Origin of the sequence: Pseudomonas sp. BYT-1 (genome assembly GCF_023611805.1) — a bacterium.
Taxonomy (GTDB): Bacteria; Pseudomonadota; Gammaproteobacteria; order Pseudomonadales; family Pseudomonadaceae; genus Aquipseudomonas; species Aquipseudomonas guariconensis.
The window spans coordinates 4,587,699-4,611,591 of sequence record NZ_CP072559.1 but is presented as its reverse complement, the minus strand read 5'-3'; the positions used below and the strand labels follow the sequence as shown (position 1 = coordinate 4,611,591).

Annotated in this window: 20 protein-coding genes; 16 read left to right on the top strand and 4 right to left on the bottom strand. The window is 63.4% G+C overall.

Translation table 11 applies throughout. The features are described from left to right. Positions 1–5: 5 nt before the first annotated feature. From murD to lpxC, 9 genes are all read left to right on the top strand, one after another. A complete protein-coding gene (gene murD / locus J5X93_RS21535) occupies positions 6–1,352 on the top strand; it encodes a UDP-N-acetylmuramoyl-L-alanine--D-glutamate ligase (RefSeq protein WP_043207556.1) in 1,347 nt (448 codons plus the stop codon). Next, positions 1,349–2,563 carry a putative lipid II flippase FtsW gene (ftsW, locus tag J5X93_RS21530; protein ID WP_043207508.1) on the top strand — a complete coding sequence of 405 codons (1,215 nt, stop codon included), beginning with the start codon at positions 1,349–1,351 and terminating at the stop codon, positions 2,561–2,563. Before murD ends, ftsW begins: the two co-directional genes overlap by 4 nt. Next, the gene (gene murG / locus J5X93_RS21525) at positions 2,553–3,632 is read left to right on the top strand and encodes an undecaprenyldiphospho-muramoylpentapeptide beta-N-acetylglucosaminyltransferase (protein WP_043207510.1); all 1,080 of its coding nucleotides are present in this window, start codon (positions 2,553–2,555) and stop codon (positions 3,630–3,632) included. The genes ftsW and murG overlap by 11 nt, the downstream gene beginning before the upstream one ends. Continuing rightward, positions 3,625–5,079, top strand: a complete 1,455-nt coding sequence (gene murC / locus J5X93_RS21520) for a UDP-N-acetylmuramate--L-alanine ligase (RefSeq protein WP_102081629.1) — start codon at positions 3,625–3,627, stop codon at positions 5,077–5,079. Before murG ends, murC begins: the two co-directional genes overlap by 8 nt. Further along, on the top strand, positions 5,076–6,032 hold the full coding sequence (locus J5X93_RS21515; protein WP_043207514.1) for a D-alanine--D-alanine ligase: 957 nt from the start codon (positions 5,076–5,078) through the stop codon (positions 6,030–6,032). The genes murC and J5X93_RS21515 overlap by 4 nt, the downstream gene beginning before the upstream one ends. A 5-nt stretch (positions 6,033–6,037) precedes the next feature. Continuing rightward, positions 6,038–6,907 carry a cell division protein FtsQ/DivIB gene (locus tag J5X93_RS21510; protein ID WP_043207518.1) on the top strand — a complete coding sequence of 290 codons (870 nt, stop codon included), beginning with the start codon at positions 6,038–6,040 and terminating at the stop codon, positions 6,905–6,907. A gap of 14 nt (positions 6,908–6,921) precedes the next feature. After that, a complete protein-coding gene (gene ftsA, locus J5X93_RS21505) occupies positions 6,922–8,178 on the top strand; it encodes a cell division protein FtsA (RefSeq protein ID WP_043207521.1) in 1,257 nt (418 codons plus the stop codon). A 56-nt stretch (positions 8,179–8,234) separates the two neighbouring features. Then, positions 8,235–9,431 (top strand): cell division protein FtsZ, encoded by a 1,197-nt coding sequence (gene ftsZ, locus J5X93_RS21500; protein WP_043207523.1) that lies wholly within the window; start codon positions 8,235–8,237, stop codon positions 9,429–9,431. Positions 9,432–9,543: 112 nt separating this feature from the next. Beyond that, positions 9,544–10,455 carry a UDP-3-O-acyl-N-acetylglucosamine deacetylase gene (gene lpxC / locus J5X93_RS21495; protein ID WP_070092350.1) on the top strand — a complete coding sequence of 304 codons (912 nt, stop codon included), beginning with the start codon at positions 9,544–9,546 and terminating at the stop codon, positions 10,453–10,455. 60 nt (positions 10,456–10,515) lie between these two features. On the opposite strand, the gene J5X93_RS21490 is transcribed toward lpxC, so the two are convergent. Beyond that, on the bottom strand, positions 10,516–10,977 hold the full coding sequence (locus J5X93_RS21490; RefSeq protein ID WP_043207527.1) for a DUF721 domain-containing protein: 462 nt from the start codon (positions 10,975–10,977) through the stop codon (positions 10,516–10,518). Positions 10,978–11,345: 368 nt separating this feature from the next. Here J5X93_RS21490 and secA point away from each other — a divergent pair, with 368 nt between their 5' ends. From secA to J5X93_RS21470, 4 genes are all read left to right on the top strand, one after another. Next, positions 11,346–14,084, top strand: coding sequence for a preprotein translocase subunit SecA (gene secA / locus J5X93_RS21485; RefSeq protein WP_043207530.1), 2,739 nt, complete (start codon positions 11,346–11,348; stop codon positions 14,082–14,084). Between the two features lie 229 nt (positions 14,085–14,313). Beyond that, complete coding sequence (gene argJ, locus J5X93_RS21480; protein ID WP_043207533.1) at positions 14,314–15,531, top strand: bifunctional glutamate N-acetyltransferase/amino-acid acetyltransferase ArgJ; 1,218 nt, start codon at positions 14,314–14,316, stop codon at positions 15,529–15,531. A gap of 117 nt (positions 15,532–15,648) precedes the next feature. Next, positions 15,649–16,281 (top strand): glutathione S-transferase family protein, encoded by a 633-nt coding sequence (locus J5X93_RS21475; RefSeq protein WP_043207534.1) that lies wholly within the window; start codon positions 15,649–15,651, stop codon positions 16,279–16,281. Then, positions 16,278–17,222, top strand: a complete 945-nt coding sequence (locus J5X93_RS21470; protein WP_182816336.1) for a Nudix family hydrolase — start codon at positions 16,278–16,280, stop codon at positions 17,220–17,222. The genes J5X93_RS21475 and J5X93_RS21470 overlap by 4 nt, the downstream gene beginning before the upstream one ends. Before the next feature lie 74 nt (positions 17,223–17,296). Here the strand turns inward: J5X93_RS21470 and J5X93_RS21465 are convergent, their stop codons facing one another. The 3 genes from J5X93_RS21465 to J5X93_RS21455 are packed head-to-tail and all read right to left on the bottom strand — an operon-like array spanning position 17,297 to position 20,852. Beyond that, positions 17,297–17,863: a cob(I)yrinic acid a,c-diamide adenosyltransferase gene (locus tag J5X93_RS21465; RefSeq protein ID WP_043207538.1), complete on the bottom strand. Its 567-nt coding sequence runs from the start codon at positions 17,861–17,863 to the stop codon at positions 17,297–17,299. Position 17,864: 1 nt separating this feature from the next. Then, positions 17,865–19,895 carry a sensor histidine kinase gene (locus J5X93_RS21460; protein WP_043207541.1) on the bottom strand — a complete coding sequence of 677 codons (2,031 nt, stop codon included), beginning with the start codon at positions 19,893–19,895 and terminating at the stop codon, positions 17,865–17,867. Between the two features lie 39 nt (positions 19,896–19,934). Then, a complete protein-coding gene (locus J5X93_RS21455) occupies positions 19,935–20,852 on the bottom strand; it encodes a putative 2-dehydropantoate 2-reductase (protein WP_090344903.1) in 918 nt (305 codons plus the stop codon). Positions 20,853–20,949: 97 nt separating this feature from the next. On the opposite strand from J5X93_RS21455, the gene J5X93_RS21450 reads away from it, so the two are divergent. The 3 genes from J5X93_RS21450 to J5X93_RS21440 all read left to right on the top strand — a co-directional run bounded on the left by J5X93_RS21450 (position 20,950) and on the right by J5X93_RS21440 (position 23,825). After that, entirely contained in the window at positions 20,950–21,435 is a 486-nt protein-coding gene (locus J5X93_RS21450) for a YajQ family cyclic di-GMP-binding protein (protein ID WP_043213519.1), read from the top strand. A 112-nt stretch (positions 21,436–21,547) separates the two neighbouring features. Continuing rightward, the gene (locus J5X93_RS21445; protein WP_043213521.1) at positions 21,548–22,390 is read left to right on the top strand and encodes a mechanosensitive ion channel family protein; all 843 of its coding nucleotides are present in this window, start codon (positions 21,548–21,550) and stop codon (positions 22,388–22,390) included. 193 nt (positions 22,391–22,583) lie between these two features. Beyond that, positions 22,584–23,825, top strand: coding sequence for an MFS transporter (locus J5X93_RS21440; RefSeq protein ID WP_070576162.1), 1,242 nt, complete (start codon positions 22,584–22,586; stop codon positions 23,823–23,825). The last annotated feature ends 68 nt before the right edge of the window (positions 23,826–23,893 follow it).

The window sequence follows — 23,893 nt, the reverse complement described above, 5'->3', positions numbered from 1 at the left end:
TGAGCGTGTCATTGATCGCTTCCGACCAATTCCGCATCGTTGTCGGCCTCGGCAAGAGCGGCATGTCCCTGGTTCGCTTCCTGGCGAGCCGGGGCATTGCCTTTGCGGTCGCCGATACCCGCGAGCAGCCGCCGGAACTGGAAACCCTGCGTCGTGAATATCCGCAGGTGGAAGTGCGCTGTGGCGAGCTGGACGTGGACTTCCTGTGCCGCGCCAACGAACTCTATGTCAGCCCTGGCCTGGCCCTGGCCACCCCGGCCCTGCAGCAGGCTGCGGCCCGCGGCGTGACGCTGTCCGGCGACATCGAGTTGTTCGCGCGTCATGCCAAGGCGCCCATCGTGGCGATCAGCGGCTCCAATGCCAAAAGCACCGTGACCACCCTGGTCGGCGAAATGGCCGCCAAGGCGGGCAAGCGTGTGGCGGTGGGCGGCAACCTGGGTACGCCGGCGCTGGATCTGCTGGATGACACGGTGGAACTGTATGTTCTGGAGCTTTCCAGCTTCCAGCTGGAGACCACCGACCAGCTCAACGCTGAAGTGGCCACTGTGCTGAACATCAGCGAAGACCACATGGACCGCTACAGCGGCCTGCCGGCCTATCACCTGGCCAAGCACCGGATCTTCCGTGGCGCTCGCCAGGTGGTGGTCAACCGCCAGGATGCCTTGAGCCGGCCGTTGCCGGTCGAGGGCCGCCCGTGCTGGACCTTTGGCTTGAACGTTCCAGACTTCAAGGCTTTCGGCCTGCGTGAAGTGGACGGCGAGAAGTACCTGGCCTTCGAATTCCAGACCCTCATGCCGGTGCGTGAACTGAAGATCCGCGGTGCCCACAATCAGAGCAACGCCCTGGCCGCCCTGGCCCTGGGTCATGCCGTGGGCCTGCCGTTCGCGCCGATGCTCGAAGCGCTGCGTGAGTTCACCGGGCTCGCCCACCGTTGCCAATGGGTGCGTGAGCGCAACGGTGTCAACTGGTACGACGACTCCAAGGCCACCAACGTCGGTGCTGCCCTGGCGGCGATCGAAGGTCTGGGAGCGGATATCGACGGCAAACTGGTGCTCATCGCCGGTGGCGACGGTAAGGGAGCGGACTTCTCGGCATTGCGTGAGCCGGTGGCGCGTTTCTGCCGCGCCGTGGTCCTGCTGGGGCGGGATGCCGAGCGCTTGGCCCAGTCGCTGGGCGAGGGCGTGCACCAGGTTCGGGTCAAGACCCTGGATGAAGCCGTGCAGCAATGCGCCGAGCTGGCCGAGCCAGGCGATGCCGTGCTCTTGTCGCCGGCCTGCGCCAGCCTCGACATGTTCAAGAACTTCGAAGAGCGCGGACGTCTGTTCGCCCGGGCAGCGGAGGGGCTGGCATGATCTTCGGCATCCTCAAGCCTTATCCATCGCCGCTGATCAGCGGCCGCGGCATCGACCTGGACTTCGCCTTCCTCGCCGGTTGTCTGGCGCTGCTGGGCCTGGGCCTGGTGATGATCACCTCGGCCTCCTCGGAAGTGGCCGCAGTGCAGTCGGGCAACCCGCTGTATCACATGTTCCGCCATCTGGTGTACGTGGCCCTGGGCCTGGTCGCCTGTGGCGCGACCATGATGGTGCCGATCGCCACCTGGCAGCGCATGGGCTTCATGATGCTGGTCGGTGCCTTTGGCTTGCTGTTCCTGGTATTGGTGCCAGGCATTGGCCGGGAAGTGAACGGTTCCATGCGCTGGATCGGCTTCAGCTTCTTCAACGTCCAACCCTCCGAGATCGCCAAGGTTTTCGTGGTCATCTACCTGGCCGGCTACCTGGTACGTCGCCAGCAGGAAGTCCGTGAGAGCTGGATGGGCTTCTTCAAACCCTTCATCGTCCTGCTGCCCATGGCCGGCCTGCTGCTGATGGAACCGGACTTCGGCGCCACCGTCGTGATGATGGGCGCAGCCGCAGCCATGTTGTTCCTCGGCGGGGTGGGGTTGTTCCGCTTCAGCTTGATGGTGGTGCTGGCGGTGGTGGCGGTGTTCATTCTGGTCCAGGCCCAGCCCTACCGGATGGCGCGTCTGATCACTTTCACCGACCCCTGGGCCGACCAGTTCGGCTCCGGCTACCAGCTGACCCAGGCACTGATTGCCTTCGGGCGCGGCGAATGGCTGGGCGTGGGCCTGGGCAACAGCGTGCAGAAGCAGTTCTACCTGCCTGAAGCGCACACCGACTTCGTGTTCTCGGTCCTGGCCGAGGAACTGGGCGTGGTCGGCTCGCTGTGCACCGTGGCGCTGTTCGTCTTCGTCACCGTGCGGGCCCTGTACATTGGCCTGTGGGCGGAAAAGGCCAAGCAGTTCTTTGCCGCCTACATGGCGTTCGGCCTGGCGTTCCTGTGGATCGGCCAGTTCCTGATCAACATCGGCGTGAACGTCGGCCTGCTACCGACCAAAGGCCTGACCCTGCCGTTCCTCAGCTACGGCGGCAGTTCGCTGGTGATCTGCTGTGCCTGCGTGGGATTGCTGCTGCGCATCGAGTGGGAAAGCCGCACGCACCTGGGCAGCGAGGAGCACGAGTTCAAGGAAAGCGATTTTGCCGAGGAGACCTACCATGGCCGCTGACGGCAAAAACGTTCTGATCATGGCCGGTGGCACCGGGGGGCATGTCTTCCCGGCCCTGGCCTGCGCCCGTGAATTCCAGGCCCGTGGCTACAGCGTGCATTGGCTGGGTACCCCGCGCGGTATCGAGAACGAACTCGTGCCCCAGGCAGGTCTGCCCCTGCACCTGATCCAGGTCAGCGGCCTGCGCGGCAAAGGCAAGCTTTCGCTGCTCAAGGCGCCGTTCACGCTGGTCAAGGCAGTGCTCCAGGCGCGACGTATCATCCGTCAGCTCAAGCCGGTCTGCGTGCTGGGCTTTGGCGGCTACGTGACCGGCCCGGGCGGTGTTGCCGCGCGGCTGTGTGGTGTGCCGCTGGTCATCCATGAGCAGAACGCCCGCGCCGGTACCGCCAATCGGCTGCTGGTGCCGCTGTCGGCGCGAGTCTGCGAAGCTTTCCCGGACACGTTCCAGGCCAGCGGCAAGCGCCGCACTACCGGCAATCCGGTGCGCCCGGAGCTGTTCTTGGAGGCGCCACGCGCCCCGTTGGCCGAGCGCCGCGCACGCCTGTTGGTGCTCGGTGGCAGCCTGGGTGCGGAACCATTGAATAAATTGCTGCCTAAGGCCCTGTCGGAAGTGCCTGCGAGCCTGCGCCCCGAGGTGTTCCATCAGGCCGGCAAGCAACACGCGCCGATCACCGCCGAGCGTTATCGCGAGGCGGGGGTCGAGGCTCAGGTAGAGCCCTTCATCAAGGACATGGCCCATGCCTATGGCTGGGCTGACATGGTGGTATGCCGGGCGGGTGCCCTGACCGTCAGCGAACTGGCTGCGGCAGGCCTGCCCTCGGTGCTGGTGCCTTTGCCCCACGCCATCGACGACCACCAGACCCACAACGCCCAATACCTGGCTCGTGAAGGCGCTGCCTTCCTGATGCCACAAGCGACAACTGGCGCAGCGCAGCTCGCTGAACGCCTGAACGAGGTGCTGATGCAACCCGAGAAACTCAACACCATGGCCAGCACCGCACGGCGCCTGGCCAAACCTGCCGCAACCAGCACCGTGGTCGATATCTGCCTGGAGGTGGCCCATGGTTGAGAGCCAGAAAGCCATGCCCCAGCCGAAAATGGGCCGCATCCGTCGCATCCACTTCGTCGGTGTCGGCGGCGTGGGCATGTGCGGCATCGCCGAAGTGCTGCTGAACCTGGGCTACCAGGTGTCCGGTTCGGACCTCAAAGCGTCCCCGGTCACCGAGCGCCTGGAGTCGTTCGGCGCCGAGATTTTCGTCGGCCACCGTGCCGAGAACGCCGCCAACGCTGATGTACTGGTGGTGTCCAGCGCCATCAATCCGGCCAACCCGGAAGTCGCCACCGCCCTCGAGCGGCGCATTCCTGTGGTGCCGCGCGCCGAAATGCTCGCCGAGCTGATGCGCTACCGTCATGGCATCGCCGTGGCCGGTACCCATGGCAAGACCACCACCACCAGCCTGCTGGCATCGGTGTTCGCCGCCGGCGGCCTGGATCCGACCTTCGTCATCGGTGGGCGCCTGACCGCAGCCGGCACCAACGCCCAGCTCGGCACCAGCCGCTACCTGATCGCCGAGGCCGATGAGAGCGACGCCAGCTTCCTGCACCTGCAACCGATGGTCGCGGTCGTCACCAACATCGATGCCGACCACATGGCCACCTACGAAGGCGACTTCAACAAACTGAAGAAAACCTTCGTCGAGTTCCTGCACAACCTGCCGTTCTACGGTCTGGCCGTGATGTGCCTGGACGATCCGGTGGTGCGCGAGATCCTGCCACAGGTCAAGCGTCCGACCGTCACCTACGGCTTCAGCGAAGAAGCTGACGTGCGCGCCATCAACGTTCGCCAGGAAGGCATGCAGACCCACTTCACCGTGTTGCGCCGCGACTGCGAGCCGTTGGAGGTTTCGGTCAACATGCCGGGCAACCACAACGTGCTCAATGCCCTGGCCACCATTGCCATCGCCACCGACGAAGGCATCAGCGACGACGCCATCGTCCAGGGCCTGTCCGGCTTCCAGGGCGTGGGCCGGCGTTTCCAGGTGTACGGCGAGCTGCCGGTCGAAGGCGGCAGCGTGATGCTGGTCGACGACTACGGACACCACCCGACCGAAGTGGCCGCGGTAATCAAGGCCGTGCGTGGCGGTTGGCCGAGCCGGCGTCTGGTGATGGTCTATCAGCCGCACCGCTACAGCCGCACCCGCGACCTGTACGACGACTTTGTACAGGTACTGGCCGACGCCAACGTATTGCTGCTGATGGAGGTCTACCCGGCCGGCGAGGAGCCGATCCCGGGGGCCGACAGTCGCCAGCTGTGCCACAGCATCCGTCAGCGCGGCCAACTGGACCCGATCTACATCGAACGGGGTGTCGATCTTGCGCCGCTGGTCAAACCATTGCTGCGCGCCGGCGACATCCTGCTGTGCCAAGGCGCCGGTGACATCGGCGGCCTGGCCCCGCAACTGATCAAGAGCCCGCTGTTCGCTGGCGCCGTCGCCAGCCAGGAGAAGTCGAAATGAGCAGCGCCTACGACCAATTGCACTCGACCCTGGACGTAAAAGCCTTCGGTCGCGTCGCTGTGCTGTACGGTGGCAAGAGCGCCGAGCGCGAGGTGTCGCTCAAGTCCGGCAAGGCGGTGCTCGAAGCGCTGACCAGCGCCGGTGTCGACGTGGTCGGCATCGATGTGGGCGATGACCTGCTGGCACGCCTGCAGAGCGAGAAGATCGACCGCGCCTTCATCATTCTCCATGGCCGTGGGGGAGAAGATGGCAGCATGCAGGGCCTGCTGGAGTGCCTGGACATTCCCTACACCGGCAGCGGCATCCTGGCGTCTGCGCTGGCGATGGACAAACTACGCACCAAGCAGGTCTGGCAGAGCCTGGGCATTCCGACCCCGCGCCATGCCGTGCTGGGCAGCGAGCACGATTGTGTCGAGGCCGGTAAGGAACTGGGCTTCCCGTTGATCGTCAAACCGGCCCATGAAGGTTCCAGTATCGGCATGGCCAAGGTGAACAACGAGCAGGAGCTGGTCGCTGCCTGGCGCGATGCCGCCCGCTACGACTCCCAGGTGCTGGTCGAGCAGTGGATCCATGGTCCGGAGTTCACCGTGGCCGTGCTGCGCGGTCAGGTGCTGCCTCCGATTGCCTTGGGCACGCCGCACGTGTTCTACGACTACGACGCCAAGTACCTGGCCAACGATACCCAATACCGCATCCCGTGCGGCCTGGACAACGCCAAGGAACAGGAACTGATCGAACTGACCGCACGCGCCTGCGATGCCATTGGCATCGAAGGCTGGGGGCGTCTGGACGTGATGCAGGACGAGCAGGGCCGGTTCTGGCTGCTCGAAGTCAACACCGCACCCGGCATGACCGACCATAGCCTGGTGCCGATGGCGGCCCGCGCGGCCGGTCTGGACTTCCAGCAACTGGTGCTGGCGATCCTGGCCGAAAGCGTAGCGACGCGAGGTTAAGAGCCATGCACGGCGCGATGATACGTCAGCAGCAACCCGTTACCGGCCGTAGCAAGCCGGTGCCGCGTGGTGCCAGCCGACTGGTGGCCGACGAGCCCGTATCGGCGCGCCTGCCGCGGCCCAGCCTGGGCGGCCTCAAACGCTTGCTGTGGCCGGTGTTGCTGGTCGCTGCAGGCTTCGGGGCCTATGAAGGCGCCGTGCGCCTGATGCCGTATGCCGACCGGCCGATCACCAAGATCGCCGTGCAGGGCGACCTGAGCTACATCAGCCAGCAGGCAGTGCAGCAGAGGATCGCGCCGTACGTGGCCGCAAGCTTCTTCAGTGTCGACCTGACGGCGATGCGCCTGGAGCTCGAACAGATGCCATGGATCGCCCATGCCGAAGTCCGCCGGGTATGGCCGGACGAGGTGGTGATCCGCCTGGAAGAACAGTTGCCGGTGGCGCGCTGGGGCGACGAAGCCTTGCTCAACAACCAAGGCCAGGCCTTCACCCCGCGCGAACTGGCCAACTACGAGCACCTGCCGCAGCTGTTCGGGCCGCAGCGCGCTCAGCAACAAGTCATGCAGCAGTATCAAGTATTGAGCCAGATGCTGCGCCCCCTGGGCTTTTCCATCGCTCGCCTGGAGCTGCGCGAGCGAGGCAGTTGGTTCCTCACCACCGGCGCGGGTAGCGCCGGGCCTGGGATCGAGCTGCTGCTGGGGCGCGACCATCTGGTGGAGAAGATGCGCCGTTTCATTGCCATTTACGACAAGACACTCAAAGAGCAGATCACCAACATCGCCCGCGTTGATCTGCGGTACGCCAACGGGCTTGCCGTTGGCTGGCGGGAACCGATTGCACCGACGACGGCCCAACCCGCCGTTGCGAAGAATTAGAGAGAGGCAGGACCATGGCAAACGCGCATAGCGGCAAAATGATCGTCGGGCTGGACATCGGCACCTCCAAGGTGGTGGCGCTGGTGGGTGAGGTAGCCGCTGACGGCACACTGGAAATCGTGGGCATCGGTACCCATCCCTCCCGCGGCCTGAAGAAAGGCGTGGTGGTGAACATCGAGTCCACCGTGCAGTCGATCCAGCGCGCGGTGGAAGAGGCGCAGCTGATGGCCGGCTGCCGCATTCACTCGGCGTTCGTCGGCGTCGCCGGTAATCACATTCGCAGCCTCAACTCCCACGGCATCGTCGCGATTCGCGATCGCGAAGTCAGCACCGCTGACCTCGAGCGCGTACTGGACGCCGCCCAGGCCGTGGCCATCCCGGCAGACCAGCGGGTGCTGCACACCCTGCCGCAGGACTACGTGATCGACAACCAGGAAGGCGTGCGCGAGCCTCTGGGCATGTCCGGTGTGCGTCTGGAAGCCAAGGTCCACGTGGTCACCTGCGCAGTCAACGCCGCCCAGAACATCGAAAAGTGCGTGCGCCGCTGTGGTCTGGAAATCGACGACATCATCCTCGAACAACTGGCGTCGGCCTATTCGGTGCTGACCGATGACGAGAAGGAACTGGGCGTGTGCCTGGTGGACATCGGTGGTGGTACCACCGACATCGCCATCTTCACCGAGGGTGCCATCCGCCACACCGCGGTGATCCCGATCGCGGGCGACCAGGTGACCAACGATATCGCCATGGCCCTGCGGACCCCGACCCAGTACGCCGAGGAAATCAAGATCCGCTACGCCTGTGCCTTGGCCAAGCTGGCCGGCGCTGGCGAGACCATCAAGGTGCCGAGCGTGGGCGACCGCCCACCGCGCGAGCTGTCGCGCCAGGCCTTGGCCGAGGTGGTGGAGCCCCGTTACGACGAGCTCTTCACCTTGATCCAGGCCGAGCTGCGTCGCAGCGGCTACGAGGATCTGGTGCCGGCCGGCATCGTCCTGACCGGCGGCACCTCCAAGATGGAAGGCGCTGTGGAACTGGCCGAGGAAATCTTCCACATGCCGGTGCGCCTTGGCGTACCGCACAGCGTTCGGGGGCTCAGCGATGTCGTGCGCAACCCGATCTATTCCACCGGCGTGGGCTTGCTCACCTACGGCCTGCAAAAGCAGACCGAGGACCTGCCCCTGACCGGCAACAGCAGCAACAACAGCTATGGCGATGAACCGAAGGCTCCGGTGCTTGAACGATTCAAGCGTTGGGTCCAGGGCAACTTCTAAGTTTCAAAGCAGTAGTGGTAGGCGCAAAAACTAGAGAACAGTTAAGGAGAGGGAAAATGTTCGAGCTCGTAGACAACGTCCCGCAAAGTCCGGTCATCAAAGTGATCGGTGTCGGTGGTGGTGGTGGCAACGCCGTCAACCACATGGTCAAAAGCAACATCGAAGGCGTCGAGTTCATCTGCGCCAACACCGATGCCCAGGCGCTGAAGAACATCGGCGCGCGCACCATCCTGCAGCTGGGTACCGGTGTCACCAAGGGCCTGGGTGCCGGTGCCAATCCGGAAGTCGGCCGTCAGGCCGCGCTGGAAGACCGTGAGCGTATCGCTGAGGTGCTGCAGGGCACCAACATGGTCTTCATCACCACTGGCATGGGCGGCGGTACCGGTACCGGTGCTGCGCCGATCATCGCCGAAGTGGCCAAGGAAATGGGCATCCTCACCGTTGCGGTGGTGACCCGTCCGTTCCCGTTCGAAGGTCGCAAGCGCATGCAGATCGCCGACGAGGGCATCCGCATGCTGGCCGAAAGCGTCGACTCGTTGATCACCATCCCCAACGAGAAGCTGCTGACCATCCTGGGCAAGGATGCTAGCCTGCTGTCGGCCTTCGCCAAGGCCGATGACGTACTGGCTGGCGCCGTGCGTGGTATCTCCGACATCATCAAGCGTCCGGGCATGATCAACGTCGACTTCGCCGACGTGCGCACCGTAATGGGTGAGATGGGCATGGCGATGATGGGTACCGGCTGCGCCAGCGGTCCGAACCGTGCCCGCGAAGCCACCGAGGCGGCGATCCGCAACCCGCTGCTCGAAGACGTCAACCTGCAGGGCGCCCGCGGCATCCTGGTGAACATCACCGCAGGTCCGGACCTGTCCCTGGGCGAGTACTCCGACGTCGGTAGCATCATCGAAGCCTTCGCCTCCGACCATGCCATGGTCAAGGTCGGCACCGTGATCGATCCGGATATGCGCGACGAGCTGCACGTGACCGTGGTTGCCACTGGTCTGGGCGCACGTATCGAGAAACCGGTCAAAGTCGTCGACAACACTCTGCAGAGCGCGGCCGCCGCCTACGAGGCGTCCAACCCTGCACCGGTGCGTCAGGAGCAGCCTGCCGTCAATTACCGCGACCTGGAGCGTCCGACCGTGATGCGCAACCAGGCCCACGGAGGTGCCGCAGCAGCGGCTAAACTCAACCCACAGGATGATCTGGACTACCTCGACATCCCGGCGTTCCTGCGTCGCCAGGCCGATTAATGGAATTTATCAGGGGTATAGGGGTGATTGGTGTTCAGCAAAGGCCGGGTCTGTTATCATCCCCAGCCTTTGTTGATACCTGTTCGCAATTTGCGCTGAAGCGGCCAAAGCCATGATTAGACAACGCACCCTGAAGAATACCATCCGTGCCACAGGTGTCGGCCTGCACTCCGGGGAGAAGGTCTACCTGACCCTCAAGCCAGCGCCTGTGGACACCGGCATCGTCTTCCGCCGTGCCGACCTCGACCCCGTCGTCGAGATCCCGGCCCGTGCGGCCAACGTCGGCGAGACAACCATGTCGACGACGCTGGTCAACGGTGACGTAAAGGTCGATACGGTCGAGCACCTGCTCTCCGCCATGGCGGGCCTGGGCATCGATAACGCCTACGTCGAGCTCTCCGCCTCGGAAGTACCGATCATGGATGGCAGCGCGGGCCCCTTCGTATTCCTGATTCAATCCGCCGGCCTGGAAGAACAGGACGCCGCCAAGAAGTTCATCCGCATCCTGCGCGAAGTGACGGTGGAGGAGGGCGACAAACGCGCCACCTTCCTGCCTTTCGACGGGTTCAAGGTGAGCTTTGAGATCGACTTCGATCATCCGGTACTGCGCAACCGGACCCAGAGCGCCAGTGTCGACTTCTCCAGCACGTCGTTCGTGAAGGAAGTCAGCCGCGCCCGTACCTTCGGTTTCATGCGTGACATCGAGTACCTGCGCAAGCACAACCTTGCGTTGGGCGGCAGTGTGGAAAACGCCATCGTGGTCGATGAGGACGGCGTGCTCAACGAAGACGGCCTTCGTTACGAAGACGAATTCGTCAAGCACAAGATCCTCGATGCCATCGGCGATCTCTACCTGCTGGGCAACAGCCTGATCGGCGAGTTCAAGGGCTACAAGTCCGGACACGCGCTGAACAACCAGTTGCTGCGCAAGCTCATCGCTGAGAAGGACGCCTGGGAAGTGGTCACTTTCGAAGATGCCAGCACGGCACCGATCTCCTACATGCGCCCTGTTGCGGCCGTGTAAGTTCGAACACTCTCTAGTTCATTGAGGCCACCTTCGGGTGGCCTTTTTTATGGGGCGTTTTCAGCCCTTTTCCTTGCCTTGGGCATGCGCTGCCAGCCGTTCCAGGGCTGCCCGCAGCTTGGGGTCGGCGATGCCCTCGGCCGAATCGCGGATACTCTCGGCGGCCTTGCAGGACAGCTCCACACCTTGGCCATCCCGTTTGGCCGGCACCAGCGGGGGTTGCACCTTGAACAAGATGCGCTGCAAATTGCCGAATGCCTCCAGTGCCTGAAGCTGGCGTTGCAGGCGCTTCTGCTGATAGCGCAGACGCGTAGCCCAGTGACCGTCCGTCACCACCAGCAGCAAGGTGCCATCTCGCCAGGACGCCACATGGCAATGCTCGCGAGCGGCCGGTTGCAGCTGGCTTTCCAGCAGACGCTGCAAATGGGCCAAGCGCTCGGCCTGGTTGAGCAGCAGGCGCAGTGGCCTGGCCTGACGCAACAGCGCGGCCGGAGGCTGGGCGGGGGAGGGCTTGTAGGCCATGGGGGTACGCAGGTGGTTACAGATTGGCCATCTTAACAGAAGCCATGGCGCTGGACTGACCGCAGGACACTCCCGCTGTGGCGGTTTTATAGCTCAATTGAGAGGGCAGGCTGACCTGCAAGGGCGGCAACCCCATGATCTCTTTGGGAAATGTCCCTGAGACGTTTCATCTTCCAGCACCTTGAACTTGTTCGAAAAGGCCTTATGTTAGGAGGGCCCCCGCCAAAGCGCTGTGCCAGCATCGTGGAAATCCACCACTTTCCTCACCATCGTTTCCGGGTAGAATGCTCGTTCGCATGCGGCCTCAGGGCTGCACGGGCGACTCATGGGGCCGCCCTCCATCCCTACGTGTGGAAGATCCTGCCGATATGTTTGCGCCTTTGTTAAAAAAACTTTTTGGAAGCAAGAACGAGCGTGAAGTCAAACGCATGCTCAAGACGGTGAACATCGTCAATGCCTTCGAAGAGAAGATGGTGGCCCTCTCCGACGAGCAGCTGCGGAGCAAGACCGCAGAGTTCAAGGAGCGCCTGGCCAAAGGCGAGACCCTCGACCAACTGCTGCCGGAAGCCTTCGCCGTGGCCCGCGAGGCCGGCAAGCGTGTCATGGGCATGCGTCACTTCGACGTGCAGCTGATCGGCGGTATGACCCTGCACGAAGGCATGATCGCAGAAATGCGTACCGGTGAAGGCAAGACCTTGGTCGGTACCCTGGCGGTCTATCTCAACGCACTGTCCGGCAAGGGCGTGCACGTGGTGACCGTCAACGATTACCTCGCCCGCCGCGATGCCAACTGGATGCGCCCGCTGTACGAGTTCCTCGGTCTGTCCGTGGGCATCGTGTCGGCTTTCCAGCCGCCGGAAGAAAAGCGCGCTGCCTACGCCGCGGACATCACCTACGGCACCAACAACGAATTCGGTTTCGATTACCTGCGCGACAACATGGCGTTCAGCCTGGAAGAGAAGTTCCAGCGTGAGCTGAACTTCGCCGTGATCGACGAAGTCGACTCGATCCTCATCGACGAAGCCCGTACGCCGCTGATCATCTCCGGCCAGGCCGAGGACAGCTCCAAGCTGTACATCGAGATCAACCGCCTGATCCCGCGCCTGAAGCAGCACATCGAGGAAGTCGAAGGCCAGGTCACCCAGGAAGGCCACTTCACCATCGACGAAAAGAGCCGTCAGGTGGAGCTCAACGAAGCCGGTCACCAGTTCATCGAGGAGATGCTGACCCAGGCCGGCCTGCTGGCCGAGGGCGAGAGCCTCTACTCGGCGCACAACCTGGGCCTGCTGACCCACGTCTATGCCGGTCTGCGCGCCCACAAACTGTTCCATCGCAACGTCGAGTACATCGTCCAGGACGGCCAGGTCCTGCTGATCGACGAGCACACCGGTCGTACCATGCCGGGCCGCCGTCTCTCCGAAGGCCTGCACCAGGCCATCGAAGCGAAGGAAAACCTGAACATCCAGGCCGAGAGCCAGACCCTGGCTTCGACCACCTTCCAGAACTACTTCCGCCTCTACACCAAGCTGTCCGGTATGACCGGCACCGCTGACACCGAGGCCTTCGAGTTCGCCCAGATCTACAACCTCAACGTGATGGTCATTCCGCCGAACAAGCCGTTGGCGCGCAAGGACTTCAACGACCTGGTGTACCTGACTGCCGACGAGAAGTACGCCGCGATCATCGCCGACATCAAGGAAAGCATGAAGCAGGGGCGTCCGGTGCTGGTCGGTACCGCCACCATCGAGACCTCCGAGCACATGTCCAACCTTCTGAAAAAAGAAGGTATCGACCACAAGGTGCTCAACGCCAAGTACCACGAAAAAGAAGCCGAGATCATCGCCCAGGCCGGTGCGCCAGGTGCGCTGACCATCGCCACCAACATGGCCGGCCGTGGTACCGACATCCTGTTGGGCGGCAACTGGGAGGCAGAAGTCGCCGCCCTTGAGAACCCGAGCGCCGAGCAGATCGCCCAAATCAAGGCCGACTGGCAGAAGCGTCATCAGCAGGTGATCGAGGCCGGTGGCCTGCACGTGATCGCGTCCGAGCGTCACGAGTCCCGCCGTATCGACAACCAGCTGCGTGGTCGTGCCGGTCGTCAGGGCGACCCAGGCTCGAGCCGCTTCTACCTGTCTCTTGAAGACAGCCTGATGCGTATCTTTGCCTCCGACCGCGTGAAGAACTTCATGAAGGCGCTGGGCATGCAGTCCGGCGAGGCCATCGAACACCGCATGGTCACCAATGCCATCGAGAAGGCCCAGCGCAAGGTCGAGGGTCGCAACTTCGACATCCGCAAGCAGTTGCTCGAATACGACGATGTGGCCAACGAACAGCGCAAGGTGATCTACCACATGCGCAACAGCTTGCTGGCCGCCGAGAACATCGGTGACACCATCGCCGAGTTCCGCCAGGAAGTGCTCGATGCCACCATCAGCCAGCACATCCCGCCGCAATCGCTGCCTGAGCAGTGGGACGTGGCAGGCCTGGAGGCCGCGCTGGCCAGTGATTTCGCCATCAAGCTGCCGATCCAGCAGTGGCTCGACGAGGACGAGCGCCTCTACGAAGAGACCCTGCGCGAGAAGCTGCTCCACGAAATCACCACTGCCTATAACGAGAAGGAAGACCAGGCTGGCATCGAGGCCCTGCGCACCTTCGAGAAGCAGATCCTGCTGCGCGTGCTGGACGATCTGTGGAAAGACCACCTGTCGACCATGGACCACCTGCGCCACGGTATCCACCTGCGCGGTTATGCGCAGAAGAACCCGAAGCAAGAGTACAAGCGCGAATCCTTCACCCTGTTCCAGGAACTGCTGGAGTCGATCAAGCGCGATACCATCCGCGTGCTTTCCCACGTCCAGGTTCGCCGCGAGGATCCGGCCGAAGAAGAGGCCCGTCTGCGCCGCGAAGCCGAGGAACTGGCTCAGCGCATGCAGTTCCAGCATGCTGCTGCCCCTGGCCTGGAAAGCGAGCAGCAGCTCGCCGAGGAAGGCGCCGAGGTGGCTGTGGCTGCCGCGCCGGTACGCAACGAGCAGAAGCTGGGTCGCAACGAGCCGTGCTGGTGCGGTTCGGGCAAGAAGTTCAAGCACTGCCACGGCCAGATCGAGTGATCGGATAGCCCTGGCGCTGACTGTTGATTAGGGCTGCTTTGCAGCCCACCGCGACACAAGGCCGCTACCACAGGTGCAGCGCGTGACTCCAAAACGCTGCAACCTTGTGATAGCGGCCTTGTGTCGCAAAAGGGCCGCATAGCGGTCCCGCTCTTCCATCCGCGCGTTGGCCGCTATTAAGATCGTGCGGCATCGCCACATCCCCTTTGGTTTCTCTAGGAGCGCTTACATGGCTGTTGGTCTTGGTCCTTTGCCCACCCTGCACCCGGTTCCCGGTTTCGAACTCGGCATCGCCTCGGCGGGTATCAAGCGCCCTGGGCGCAAGGACGTGGTGGTGATGCGTTGCGCCGAAGGGTCCAGCGTCGCCGGTGTGTTTACCCTCAACGCCTTCTGCGCAGCGCCTGTGATCCTGTCCAAGCAGCGCGTGCAGGGCACCGTGCGCTACCTGCTGACCAACACTGGCAACGCCAACGCAGGTACCGGCGCACCGGGCCTGGCCGCTGCCGAGCGCACCTGTGCCAAGCTGGCGGAACTGGCGGGCGTGGAGGCCAGCGCTGTGCTGCCGTTTTCCACTGGCGTGATCGGCGAGCCGCTGCCGGTCGAGAAGATCGAGGGCGCGCTGCAAGCTGCCCTGGATGACCTGTCGGAAAACAACTGGGCCGAGGCCGCCACCGGCATCATGACCACCGACACCCTGCCCAAGGGGGCCAGCCGCCAGTTCCAGCACGACGGCGTGACTGTCACCGTGACCGGCATCAGCAAGGGCGCCGGGATGATCCGTCCGAACATGGCCACCATGCTCGGCTACATCGCCACCGACGCCAAGGTGGCTCCTGCGGTGCTCAAGGACCTTCTGCTCGATGGCGCCAACAAGTCGTTCAACCGCATCACCATCGACGGCGATACCTCGACCAACGACTGCTGCATGTTGATCGCGACCGGCAAGGCCGATCTGCCGGAAGTCACCCAGGCCAGCGGTGCGCTGTTCGAGGCCCTGAAAAAGGCTGTCTTCGAGGTGTGCATGGAAGTGGCCCAGGCCATCGTTCGCGACGGTGAAGGCGCGACCAAGTTCGTTACCGTTCAGGTCAACGGTGGTGGCAATCACCAGGAGTGCCTGGACGTCGGCTACGCCGTAGCCCACTCGCCGCTGATCAAGACCGCGCTGTTCGCCTCCGACCCCAACTGGGGCCGCATCCTCGCCGCCGTCGGCCGTGCCGGCGTGCCCGCGCTGGATGTCAGCCTGATCGACGTGTTCCTCGATGATGTGTGCATCGCCAGCAAGGGCGGCCGCAGCCCGAGCTACACCGAGGATCAGGGCGCCAAGGTGATGGCCCAGGAAGAAATCACCATTCGCATCGAGCTTGGTCGTGGCCAATGCAGCGAAACCATCTGGACGACCGACCTGTCCCACGAATATGTGAAGATCAACGCCGAATACCGCACCTGATGGCCTCTTCGCGGGTAAATCCGCTCCCATGCAGCATATGCAAACGTTGTGGGAGCGGGTTCGCCCGCGAAGCGCTGCACAGCAGTCCCTAGTATTCTGATCCAATGGAGCCGAACCATGAGCTATCACCTGATCATCGGCGACAAGCTGTACTCATCCTGGTCGCTACGCGGTGCCCTGGCCCTTGAGCTGGCTGGCGTGCCGTATGAAGAGACGCTGATCACCCTGAACCAGCCCGATACCCGCAAACGTATCCTCGAATTCTCCGCTACCGGCAAGGTGCCGCTGCTCAAGACCGAGCACGGCGTCATCGCCGACTCCTTGGCCATTGCCGAATACCTTGCCGAACGTCATCCCGAGGCCCAACTGTGGCCGGCGGACATCGCTGCCCGTGCCCAGGCGCGTTCAGCGTGTGCGCAGATGCACAGTGGTTTCATGGCGCTGCGCAGCACGATGCCGTTCGATCTGTCTCGCGATGAAGCGTTGGAGAACATGCCGCTGGACGTGCAAGTCGATATCGACCGAATCGTTGCCCTGTGGTCTGAGTGCCGACTGGCGGCCAAGGAGCCTGGGCCGTTCCTGTTCGGCAAGCCGAGCCTGGCCGATGCGTTCTTCGCGCCGGTGGCGGTGCGTCTGCGCACCTACCGCGTCGAAGTTCCGGCCGAAGCGGCCGCTTACATTGAAACCATTTATCAATGGCCGGCCTTCCAGGCCTGGCAGAAGGCTGGCCTGGCGGAGCGAGAAGGGTGAAACGGATTCATGTTGTTGCGGCGGTCATTCGTGGCGCAGACGGGCGCATCCTGATTGCCCGACGCGCCGATACCCAGCACCAGGGCGGCCTGTGGGAGTTCCCTGGCGGCAAGGTGGAAGAGGGTGAGGCCGTCGAGGTGGCGCTGGCGCGTGAGTTGCGCGAAGAGCTGGGTATCGAGGTGACGGGCTCGCGACCACTTATCAAGGTCAGCCACGACTACCCGGACAAACAGGTGCTGCTGGATGTCCGTGAGGTGGACGCCTTCACCGGCGAACCCCATGGCGCCGAGGGCCAGCCCCTGGCTTGGGTAGCGCCACGGGACTTGGGGCAATACGAGTTCCCTGAGGCCAACAAGCCGATCGTTGCTGCCGCGCGACTGCCGGACCAGTACTTGATCACCCCCGATGGCCTGGAGGCGCCCGAATTGCTGCGCGGCATCCAGAAGGCCATCGCAGGCGGCATCCGTCTGATCCAGCTGCGTGCGCCGGACATGTACGATCCCAAATACCGTGATGTGGCAGTGGATGCGGTCGGGCTGTGTGCCGGCAAGGCCCAGCTGATGCTCAAGGGACCGCTGGAATGGCTGGGCGACTTCCCGTCGGCGGGGTGGCACCTGACGTCCGCACAACTGCGCAAGTACGCCGCCAATGGGCGACCGTTCCCGAAGACGCGCTGGTTGGCGGCTTCGTGCCACAACGCTGAAGAGCTGGCCTTGGCCGAGCAGATGGGAGTGGATTTCGTCACCTTGTCGCCTGTGCAGGCGACCCAGACTCATCCAGAGGCTACCCCGTTGGGTTGGGAGGAGGCTGGGCGGTTGATCCAGGGGATCAATCATCCGGTGTTCCTGCTGGGAGGGGTTGGCGCCGGGGAGCGTGAGCGTGCCTGGGAAGCTGGTGCCCAGGGCGTGGCAGGTATCCGGGCGTTCTGGCCGCAGTCCTGATCTCGGTCATTGGCCGGTAAACCCGCTCGTACACGGTCAACACCTTCCCTGTATGAGCGGGTTTAGCTGCGATATCAGGCCTGCGGTTTGGCCGCAGCCTGCCACAGCACCTCTGCGACCCCTTGGCGACGCCCGATGATCCGCGCTGCGACGAACAACAGATCGGACAGCCGGTTGATGTACGCCAAGCCCACCCCATCCAGCGGCTCGATGGCATTCAACTGCTGGCACCGACGCTCTGCGCTGCGCGCCTGGCTTCGACACACGTGGGCCTGGGCCACCAGCGCCGAACCACTGGGCAGGATGAAGTTCTTCAGGGGGCCGAGCTCCTCGTTCCAGCGATCGATGGCCGCTTCCAGCCGCTCTACTTCGACTTGGTCCAAGGCTTGATAGCTGGGCATCGCCAATTCGCCGCCCAGGTCGAACAGCCGGTGCTGACAAGGCGCCAGAATCTCGATCAACTCCTCCAGCCCTTCGCTCTGCAGCCCGGCGAGCAGCACGCCCAGTTGACTGTTGAGGCTGTCCACCTCGCCGATCGCCTCGATCCGCGGATGATCCTTGGGTACCCGGCGACCGTCGCCAAGGCCTGTTTCGCCCTTGTCGCCGGTGCGGGTGTAGATCTTCGACAGCCGATAGCCCATGTCATGCCTCCGAGTTGGCCGACGCCATCGGTGCCGGCTGACCAAGGGGCAGGCGCAGGGTGAAACAGGTGCCCTGGCCGGGTGCGGAGTGAACCTCCATCTGCCCCTTGTGGTTGTTGGTGATGATGAAGTACGAAACCGACAGGCCAAGCCCTGTGCCCTGGCCGATCTCCTTGGTGGTGAAGAATGGTTCGAAGGTGCGTTTGCGCACCGACTCCGGCATCCCGACGCCGTTGTCTTCGACCTGGATTTCCGCCCAGGGCGGGTTGAGCCGGGTACGCAGGACGATACGCCCAGGTTCGGCTGGTTGTGGCCGTTGATGGATGGCCTGGGCTGCATTCTTGAGCAGGTTCAGCAGCACTTGCTCCAGCTCGTTGGCGGTGCAGGGCACCGGCCCCAATGCGGGGTCGAACTGGCGCACGATGTTTTGCCCTTTGAAGTCGAAACCGACCGTCAGGTCGAAGTCGTTGCCCGCGATTTCCACCGCCTGGTCGATCAGGGCCGGCAAGTCGCAGGGCACCAGTTGTCGGTTGCTGCGGCGGCTGAAGCTGAGCATGTGGGTAACGATTTTCGCCGCCCGTGCACCGGCCTGCTGGATGCCGTCGAGCAACTGCGGTACGTCGCGGCTTTCGAGGTAGCGGTTGACGGTCGCCAGGTCGATGTCCAGCTCCGCGGCCTGCTCCTGGTTGCGTGGCAGTTCAGGCGATAGCCGTCGGCGAATGTTCTGTACGTTGTGCAGGATGGCCCCGAGCGGGTTGTTGATCTCATGGGCCATGCCGGCGGCCAGCCCCCCCACCGACAGCATTTTTTCCGATTGCACCATCATCTCTTCGAGCGACAGACGCTGGGTGATGTCGTCGATTCGAATCACCACCCCCCGGCCTCCGCCGCCGGTCAAGGGGTAGAAGGTCAGGGCATAGTGGCGCAGGTCCTCGCCCTTGGGCCAGGTGACCCGTTCGATTTTCGCCACCCGGTGTTTCTCGACGCTTTCCTTGAGCTGCGGGAGGAACGGCTTGAGCGGTTCGAAGGCGATGAAGATCGGCTGGTTCAACGCCTCATCCAGGGGCGTGCCCGAGAGCACGGTCGCTTCGTGGTTCCATTGGGTCACGTAGAGCTGCTCGTCCAGGGCGATCAGGGCCGAGGGCATGGAGTCGATGATGCTGTTGAGGTAGTTCTGGAAGCCTGTGAGTTTTTTCTCGATCTTGCTGCGCACCTGGACTTCCAGCTCCAGCTTGCGGTTGGTATGGCGGGTTTCCTCGGCCAACCCCTGGGCTTGGTCATAGGCCATCTGGAACTCGTCACGCGTGCGCTTGAGCTGCTGCTCGCGCGCCTCGATGCGCGAGAGCATGGTATTGAACGCCTCGGCCAGGCTGCCGATCTCGTCGTCGTTGCCACGCTGGGCGCGCAAGGCGTAGCTCTCCTCGCGGGTGACCTGACGGCTGAGCTCCTCCAGCTGGTTGATCGGTTGGGTGATGAGGCGCTTGATTTGCCGGGCAATGACCATCCACAGCAGGATGCTGAACACCAGGATCGCCAGGCTGGCGGTCAGAGTGCCGGTGTAGAAGGCCACGGGCAATTCGCTGCTGGCCACCAGCAGCAGGTGCGCTGGCGGGCCGCCGTCGCGAGGCAGGCGGATCAGCTGGGTGCTGCGAAACTCCATCAGGCGCCAGCCATCGATGTTGCGAAAGCGTTTGGGCAGCGCCAGCGGCTCGCCGTGTTGCAGTTGGGCCAGCATGCGTCCGTCACTGCCGTACAAGGCCGCCGCACGCAACGGGGTGTAGCTGTCGAGCTCCTTGAGCAGTGCCGTGGCCGTTTGCGGTGAGTCGCCGGCGCGGGCCGACAACTGCGGGTTGGACACCAGCCGGCCGATGGTCTGCAGCGCTTGGGGCGCCATGCTTTCCTGGGTGATCCAGTAGGCGGCGCTGATGAACGTGAGGTTGGCCACCAGCAGGATGGTGACCAGCAGTACCAGCAGGGCCGCCAGCAGTTTCTGCCCGACCGGGAGATTTTCCAGGCGTTGGCGCAAGGTCATGGGCGAGGGTGCGTCCTCTGTGCGGTTGAAGGGCCAGCGTCAGTCGCTGGGCAGGCCACGGGCCTTCAAGTTATCGACCAGGCGCTGGTGCAACTGTTCCAGGTGCGGCAGCTCCAGGCCATGGCGGGCAGCGGCCCGGCAGGCGTGGCCAAGCAGGTAGTGCACTTCGGTGCGACGGCCATGGCGAACATCCTGGTACATGGAAGAGTAGTTGGCCGCGGTGGCCAGAATCACCCGTTGCACCTGTTCATCCAGGCCCTCGGCGGCTTCTGGCTGGCCGCAACGACGCAGCAGATCGGCCAGTTCGACGCACAGGGTGGAGACTTGCTCCAGGTGTGCCAGCAGACCACCGTTGTGGCAGTCGTGAAGTACAGTCAGCGGGTTGATTGCGCAATTGAGCGCCAGTTTGCGCCACAGGCGGGTGAGGATATCCACCGTCCATTCGGCGGGGATGGCGGCATCGTGCAGATCGTCGAACCATTGCGGCACGGACGGGTTCACGGGATCGCCCAGCCAGTTGAAGCCTTGCCCGGCAAAGCGTACGCGCCAGTCGTCCTCGCGGAAGGCGCCTTCGGTACTGGAGGCGAAGATGCACCGGGCGTGAGGCACCTGATCGGCCACTTCATCCTGGCTGCCCAGGCCGTTTTGCAGCAGCACCAATTCGGCGCCCGCGGCCAGGCGAGGCGCCAGACGGGCGATGGCAGGCGCGGCGTCATACGCCTTGCAGGCCACCAGTAGGCGGTGGATAGGCGCGTGGGCCTGGTCGGTTTCGGCGGGAATCGCGTAGTGGCTGGTCAGGTCCTGCTCCAGCAAGGTCAGGCCGCCGGCGGCCTGGTACGCGGCCAGGCGCTGCTCGTCACGCAGGATCAGGCGGACCGCCTTGCCCGCGCGGGCCAGGCGACAGGCCCAGAGGCTGCCGAGGCTACCGGCGCCGAGAATATGCCAGGTGCTGCTCATCTGCGTTTCGCAACCCGTTATAATGAGCCCGCATTTTAACCGTCAAACCTGGCGCGCTCCATCCGACCGAGCGCGCTTTTATTTTTGGAGAACAACCATGCCTTCGTTCGACGTGGTATCGGAACTGGACAAGCACGAAGTCACCAACGCCGTGGACAACGCGGTGAAGGAACTGGACCGTCGCTACGACCTCAAGGGCAAGGGCAGCTTCGAGTTCAAGGACAAGGAGCAGACCGTGCTTCTGACCGCCGAGGCGGAATTCCAGCTCGAGGCGATGATCGAGATCCTTCGCCTGGCACTGGTCAAGCGCAAGATCGACGTCAAGTGCCTGGAAGTCAAGGACGCCTACCCTTCGGGTAAGGAAATGAAGCAGGAAGCCAAGTTCCGCGAGGGCATCGACAAGGATCTGGCCAAGAAGATCGTTGCCACCATCAAGGACGGCAAGCTGAAGGTCCAGGCCGCCATCCAGGGCGAGCAGGTGCGCGTCACCGGGAAAAAGCGTGACGACCTGCAGGAAGCCATCGCCCTGCTGCGCACCAAGGAGTTCGACATGCCGCTGCAGTTCAACAACTTCCGCGACTGATCAGGTATCGCAGGAACCTTGATGGCGTATTGATGTCCATGAGGCCCTGAGGCCGCGGAATTTCCGCGGCCTGTTTTTTCGTGTATGTGTCATCCGGCATCAGGAGATGAATATGGATTTGAACGCTGAAGTCGATCAGCTGGTCCGCCAATCGCAGACCTGGATCCCTTTGATCATGGAATACGGCAGCCGTGTAGCGCTCGCGCTGGTGACCCTGGCCATCGGTTGGTGGGTCACCAACAAGCTCAGCGCTCGCCTGGGCAAGCTGGTTGGGATGCGCAACCCTGATCCGGCGCTGCAAAGCTTCATCAGTACCATCGCCAATATCGTGCTGAAGATTCTGCTGGCGATCAGTGTGGCTTCGATGATTGGCATCGAGACCACCTCGTTCGTGGCGGCCATCGGTGGTTCTGCCCTGGCCATCGGCCTGGCCCTGCAGGGTAGCCTGGCGAACTTCGCGGGCGGCGTGCTGATCTTGCTGTTCCGCCCGTTCCGTATCGGCGACTGGATCGAAGCCCAGGGCGTCAGCGGCACCGTCGACAGTATCCAGATCTTCCACACCGTGCTGCGCACCGGTGACAACAAGACCGTGATCATGCCCAACGGCAGCTTGTCCAACGGTATCGTCACCAACTTCAACCGCCAGCCCACCCGCAAGGTCGTGTTCGATGTGGGCGTCGATTATGACGCCGACCTGCAGAAAGCCCGCAATGTCCTGCTGGACCTGGCCAAGGATCCACGGGTCCTGCAGGATCCCGCCCCGCAGGCGGTGATCTCCACCTTGGGCGACAGTGCGATCACCGTGTCCCTGCGTGTGTGGGTCAAGACCGCCGATTACTGGGACGTGATGTTCATGCTCAACGAGCATGCTCGCGATCGCCTCAAGGCCGAAGGTATCGACATTCCCTTCCCGCAGCGGGTCATCCGCGTGGTGCAGGAGCCGGCTGTGCAGTAAGCTGCACCGCACGACGTACTGTCGCGGGGCAAGCCCGCTCCTACCGATGCAGCGCAAGTGGTCAGCGCGCATACGATCGGTGGAGTGGGGCTTGCCCCGCGATGCGTTTTCTCTCCATTACACTTGTTCACAGCCTGATCCTGTCATTTCTGGCATATAGGCTGATCCCTCCTGTTTCCAGCTGTTTTTCATCATGAAGCCATTGCTGCATATCACGCCCCTGCGAGCCTTGCTGTTCGCACTTACCCTGGCCCTGTTCGAATTGCTGACGTATCTCGCCAGCGATGCGGTCATGCCCGCCATGCCCGTGGTGGTCGACGACCTCAAGGCCAGCCCCGAGTACATTCCCCACGCCCTGAACTTGTACCTGCTCGGCGGTGTACTGTTGCAATGGCTGATCGGTCCGCTGGCCGATCGCTACGGTCGTCGCCCGCTGTTGCTGGCTGGTTGCGCGTTCTTTGGCGTGGCTTGCCTGGCCACGTACTGGGTACACGACATTGGCCTGTTCAATCTGCTGCGCTTGTTGCAGGGCGTAGGTCTGGGCTTCGTCGTCACGGTCAGCTACCCGGCGCTGAACGAGGCCTTCAGCGAAGCCGATGCGGTACGCATGATGGCCTTGTTGGCCAACATCGCCCTGCTATCGCCGCTATTGGGCCCATTGGTGGGCACCTTGCTGTTGCAATGGCTGGACTGGCGCTGGTTGTTCCTGGCGTTCGCCGCTGGCGCGGTGCTGACCTGGCTGCTGCTGTACCGGTTGATGCCGGAGACTCTGGGCGTAGAGCGGCGCGATGGCTCGCGGTTGCCCTTCACGCCGATTCACCTGTTGCCGCTGCTGGCGGGTTATGGCCAGTTGCTGGCCAACCGCCGCTTCGTCGCGGGCAGCGCGGCGCTGGGTTTGGTGGGCTTGCCACTGATCGGTTGGATCGGCCTGTCGCCTGTGCTGTTGATCAGTGACGAGGGCCTGAGCACGATGGAGTATGCGCTGTGGCAATTGCCAGTGTTTGGCGGGCTGATTCTGGGCAACTTGATCATCAACCGCATCGCCGACCGCTATCCGTTGCCCAGCCTGGTACGCGGTGCGCTGTGGCCCTACCTGGCGGGGCTGTGCCTGATGGTCGTGGCCACCTGGACCTGGCCGACGGTGACCAGCCTGGTCGCGGGGATGTCCCTGTATGCCTTGGGCCTGGGGGTGGCCAATGCGGTCCTGTACCGCATGACCCTGTTCTCCAGCGAGCAGAGCAAGGGGCTGGTATCGGCCATGCTGGGCATGATCACCATTGCCCTGTTGGGGCTCGGTGGCGCGTTGCTGGCGATGTTGGGGGCGGGGGCGAGCCTGCTGCACTTCGCGTTGGCGGCAGGTATTGCCGGGGCGCTGGCGCTGTGGCCGTTGTGGTACGTGGTGGGTGGGCGCCGGGACGAAGGAGCCGTGGCCTAGGCGCTGTACGAAATATTTCCGTACTCACTCACTGGAAAGCAAACCCTGGGTTTGGGGGGCCGCAAGGC

Coding starts and splice junctions, on each gene's coding strand:
- argJ (WP_043207533.1), top strand. CDS start 14,314: ATGGCTGTTGGTCTTGGTCCTTTGCCCACCCTGCACCCGGTTCCCGGT.
- ftsZ (WP_043207523.1), top strand. CDS start 8,235: ATGTTCGAGCTCGTAGACAACGTCCCGCAAAGTCCGGTCATCAAAGTG.
- J5X93_RS21475 (WP_043207534.1), top strand. CDS start 15,649: ATGAGCTATCACCTGATCATCGGCGACAAGCTGTACTCATCCTGGTCG.
- J5X93_RS21455 (WP_090344903.1), bottom strand. CDS start 20,852: ATGAGCAGCACCTGGCATATTCTCGGCGCCGGTAGCCTCGGCAGCCTC.
- J5X93_RS21465 (WP_043207538.1), bottom strand. CDS start 17,863: ATGGGCTATCGGCTGTCGAAGATCTACACCCGCACCGGCGACAAGGGC.
- J5X93_RS21445 (WP_043213521.1), top strand. CDS start 21,548: ATGGATTTGAACGCTGAAGTCGATCAGCTGGTCCGCCAATCGCAGACC.
- J5X93_RS21460 (WP_043207541.1), bottom strand. CDS start 19,895: ATGACCTTGCGCCAACGCCTGGAAAATCTCCCGGTCGGGCAGAAACTG.
- ftsW (WP_043207508.1), top strand. CDS start 1,349: ATGATCTTCGGCATCCTCAAGCCTTATCCATCGCCGCTGATCAGCGGC.
- murC (WP_102081629.1), top strand. CDS start 3,625: ATGGTTGAGAGCCAGAAAGCCATGCCCCAGCCGAAAATGGGCCGCATC.
- lpxC (WP_070092350.1), top strand. CDS start 9,544: ATGATTAGACAACGCACCCTGAAGAATACCATCCGTGCCACAGGTGTC.
- J5X93_RS21515 (WP_043207514.1), top strand. CDS start 5,076: ATGAGCAGCGCCTACGACCAATTGCACTCGACCCTGGACGTAAAAGCC.
- murG (WP_043207510.1), top strand. CDS start 2,553: ATGGCCGCTGACGGCAAAAACGTTCTGATCATGGCCGGTGGCACCGGG.
- J5X93_RS21490 (WP_043207527.1), bottom strand. CDS start 10,977: ATGGCCTACAAGCCCTCCCCCGCCCAGCCTCCGGCCGCGCTGTTGCGT.
- J5X93_RS21440 (WP_070576162.1), top strand. CDS start 22,584: ATGAAGCCATTGCTGCATATCACGCCCCTGCGAGCCTTGCTGTTCGCA.
- J5X93_RS21510 (WP_043207518.1), top strand. CDS start 6,038: ATGCACGGCGCGATGATACGTCAGCAGCAACCCGTTACCGGCCGTAGC.
- secA (WP_043207530.1), top strand. CDS start 11,346: ATGTTTGCGCCTTTGTTAAAAAAACTTTTTGGAAGCAAGAACGAGCGT.
- J5X93_RS21450 (WP_043213519.1), top strand. CDS start 20,950: ATGCCTTCGTTCGACGTGGTATCGGAACTGGACAAGCACGAAGTCACC.
- ftsA (WP_043207521.1), top strand. CDS start 6,922: ATGGCAAACGCGCATAGCGGCAAAATGATCGTCGGGCTGGACATCGGC.